The sequence below is a fragment of the Phytoactinopolyspora endophytica genome (assembly GCF_004138495.1).
Taxonomy (GTDB): Bacteria; Actinomycetota; Actinomycetes; order Jiangellales; family Jiangellaceae; genus Phytoactinopolyspora; species Phytoactinopolyspora endophytica.
In genome coordinates this window covers 541,949-545,233 of sequence record NZ_ML142851.1, presented here as the reverse complement: position 1 = coordinate 545,233, position 3,285 = coordinate 541,949, and the positions used below count along the sequence as shown (strand labels likewise).

Here is a 3,285-nt window from a genome sequence, read left to right as displayed (position 1 = left end):
TAAGATCGCCCCTCACCCGCGTTTCTGCAGGTGAGGGGCGATCCATCAGGAGTAGCCCCGACGGGATTCGAACCCGCGCTACCGCCTTGAGAGGGCGTTGTTACAGCCACATGCGACCCGCCCTTGACCTCGAACAACGCGACATGGATCACCAGATCGCCGGAAACTTGGACACGCATTTGGCGCAGATATTCGATGACGACTGGCGACAACCGCTCATGTTCGGCGAACTCAGACTCTTGGAGCTACAACAAGGGCTCACCGGGCTCGCACGATCGACGCGACACCAAAGCAGTCGATCCTGTAGCGCCGGCGGCGCAACGACACGGAGGCAAACCTCGTGCCGATCATTGATGGGACACGCCCCGCGCACGGCCGTCCCAGGTCGGGTACTCCTGCTTGCGCTCCAGGAGCAACCGCACAACAAGGTCCGAGTTCACCCACCGAACAGTCGAACGGCAGGCGCGTCGACTCTAGGTCTGTACCTCACCGACATCAGGGCCGTGGAATAGCTCCAATGTGATCGCCAACTTCCTGGTCGAATACTCGGCGCGGATGCCGGTGACGTGCTCCTGATCGTCGTCACCTGTGCCAGCGTCGGCTACCTGATCCTGCGCGCCCGCCAGTACGGGCACCGGATCCTCGCCGTACTGTCCATGCTGCCGGTCATCGTGCTGACCCTTGTTCCGACGTCAAGACGCGGGGACGATGTCACCGACGCGATTCGGTTCCACGTGTGCCAACGTTGGGCAGGGTGGAACTACTGGCCAACGTGGCGCTGTTCTTTCCGCCGGTCTTCTTCGCCGCGCTGACCACGGCGACCGCTGTTGATGCTCACGGCCGGTGCGGTCCTCTCCGCCGCAATCGAGGCCTCCAGGCCCCCGATCTGGGCGCGCCTGCGACACCACAGACTGGACGATGAACACCGTCGGCGCCCTCTTGGCCGTCCTCCTCGCCAGCACAGCAATCACGCTCGCGACCCGCGCCGCAGCAGGAAAGCCGAGAAAGGCAAGGCCGAGGCCCACCCGTCGCCCGTCTTGGAATGACCAATCGCCCGATCGGCCGGGAAAGCTTGCGGCCAGTAGACGCCGACAGATCCTCCGCTAGCTGGATGATTCATCCGGTTGACACGGGTTACTGCCCAAGCTTGCACGGGGCGTCGGCGTCACGCCGTCATCGCATTGTCGGCGAGTTCCGCCCACCACAAGATCACAAGAATGGTTGCGGAGATGTCGCAAGCCAGTACAGTCTCTCTTGGTTACGTCGATCGCACATTTGTTGGGGGCAGCGGTGGATCCTGTGTCGTTGAGCTTGGGGGCTGTCGTGACAGCCTTGGTTGTGAAGGCGGTCGAACGCACAGGCGAGCGCGCCGCTGATGGGGCGGGCGCTGGTCTTGCCCGGCTAGTCGAGGGGCTTCGTGGCCGCTTGTCCAAGCCCGAGACCGAGGCCGCCACCGCGGCATTGGGAAAGTTGGAGGAGGTGCCGGACAGCCCGTCGCGGATGGAGGAGTTGGCGGCAGCGCTCGACCACCTGACGGACGCGGACCCGCAACTTCGCGGCGAGTTAGAGGCCTTGGTAACGGAGTCCCAGCAGGCCGGGGTAGAGGTGGGGTCAGTGCTGCAGACAGCGTGGGGCAACCAGAACGTACAAGTGGCCGGAGCGAGCAACTCAGATATCCGTGTGAACTATGGGCAGTCACCACCGTCGAACCCGTAGGCCAGAGGCCAGCTGGTGGCAAGGCAGGGAGCCCGGGGAAATCAGAACGTCCAGATTTCCCATGTCATCGGGTCAACTATCCACGTTACTTTCGGCGGTCACGTCCGCAAGGTCCCTCTGGAGCCTGCGTTGGTGCCCGTGGGCACCACAGTGCGCTCGCCGGCTCGGTTGTTGCGGGCACGCGCAGGGGTGGTGCCGTACCTGGCCCGGGCCGGCGAGCGCGAGACATTAGCGAAATGGTTGGAGGCAGATACTCCGTTCGCTGGGTTGATAGTTGGCGGGAGGGGCGGATCGGGGAAGACCAGGCTGGCAGCCGAGCAGTGCGAACACATGGCGGCTTCGGATGGGTGGCTATGCGGGATGCTGTCGACGCATGCTGATGCGGCGGCCTTGGAGAGACTGGCGGATGTACCCGTCCCCCGTCTTATCGTGATCGATTACGCGGAAACCCGGGCTGAACAGTTGAAGATCGTGATGCCGGCCTTGGCTGCCGAGGCTAGGGAGGAGTCGCCGGTAAGAGTGCTGTTGCTGGTACGCGCGGCGCCGCGGCGGGGCGGTGATTGGACCGAGGCGTTGCGCTCTCGTGGCGACCTACTAGACGCGGCCCTGGACCGAATGGACGAGTTGGTTGTAGAGGATCTTCCTTTCGACCTGCCTCATCGAGTGCGCCTGTTCCGCATGGCCGCGGACAAGTTCGCTGATCGGGCTGCGCTACCGCAGCCCACGGAACTGCCGACGGAAACGCTCCGCTCCGAGACGTTCGACACGCCGCTGCTCGTCCTCGTGGCAGCGTTCCTCTCCGTTCATGGGCAGTCATCCTCTGTGCCAAGAGTCCGCGAAGAGTTGCTGCACGAGCTCTCGGCCCACGAGGACCGGTACTGGGCCTGGGCCAGCGCCGCTAGCAGGCTCGAGTCAGACCGGGTACTTCGAGAACGAGTAGTCGCTCTGGCCACGTTAGCGGGGGCTGACAATGAGGCGGAGGCAATCGAGCTTCTGCGCCTAGTGCCGGATTTGGTCGACGCACCGGCAGAACGTCTCGGCCAGCTGGCGCGCTGGGCGCATGAGCTCTATCCGGGACCACGGTGGTGGAGTCCACTGGAGCCGGATCTGCTTGCGGAGCACCTGACAGCTTCGTGTTTCGCCGACCAGCCCACCGTGCTCGCGGGGGTGCTGGACCGGTCCCGGCCCGACAGCGTGATACAACCACTGGACATCTATTCGCGAGCCGCCGCCGACCATGCTCCGCTCAAGGAGGCCCTGAGCGGTGTGTTCACCGAGGTCCTGGAACGGCTGTGCGTGGCGGCTCATGACCAGGTCGCCAACGAACCCGACCTCGACCGGCTACTCAGCCGCACGACACTGGCAGCGGCTGTCGCTCGGGCTGTTACCGTCGTTCCACCCGATACGGCCGTACTTCCAGCTGCGTTGAATGCCTTACCCACTCGTCCGGACCTGGTTTTAAGCCCGCTCGCACTCACCCTAGAAGGCCAGCGTGTCGTCGATCTGCGACGGCTAGCTGCGGCGAACCCCGCAACCTACGAGCCCGACCTCGCCACGTCGCTGAATAAC

General features: G+C 64.3%; 2 protein-coding genes and 1 pseudogene. 2 read left to right on the top strand and 1 reads right to left on the bottom strand.

Going from position 1 to position 3,285, the window contains the following annotated elements; translation table 11 throughout:
* Positions 1-473: 473 nt before the first annotated feature.
* The gene (locus ELR45_RS34815) at positions 474-635 is read right to left on the bottom strand and encodes a hypothetical protein (protein WP_165367592.1); all 162 of its coding nucleotides are present in this window, start codon (positions 633-635) and stop codon (positions 474-476) included.
* A 688-nt stretch (positions 636-1,323) separates the two neighbouring features.
* Between ELR45_RS34815 and ELR45_RS08365 the strand changes: the two genes are divergently transcribed.
* Both ELR45_RS08365 and ELR45_RS34810 read left to right on the top strand, forming a co-directional pair.
* Positions 1,324-1,716 carry a hypothetical protein gene (locus ELR45_RS08365; protein ID WP_129665012.1) on the top strand — a complete coding sequence of 131 codons (393 nt, stop codon included), beginning with the start codon at positions 1,324-1,326 and terminating at the stop codon, positions 1,714-1,716.
* A gap of 429 nt (positions 1,717-2,145) precedes the next feature.
* Positions 2,146-3,285 (top strand): annotated as a pseudogene (locus ELR45_RS34810) (hypothetical protein); the annotation flags it as partial.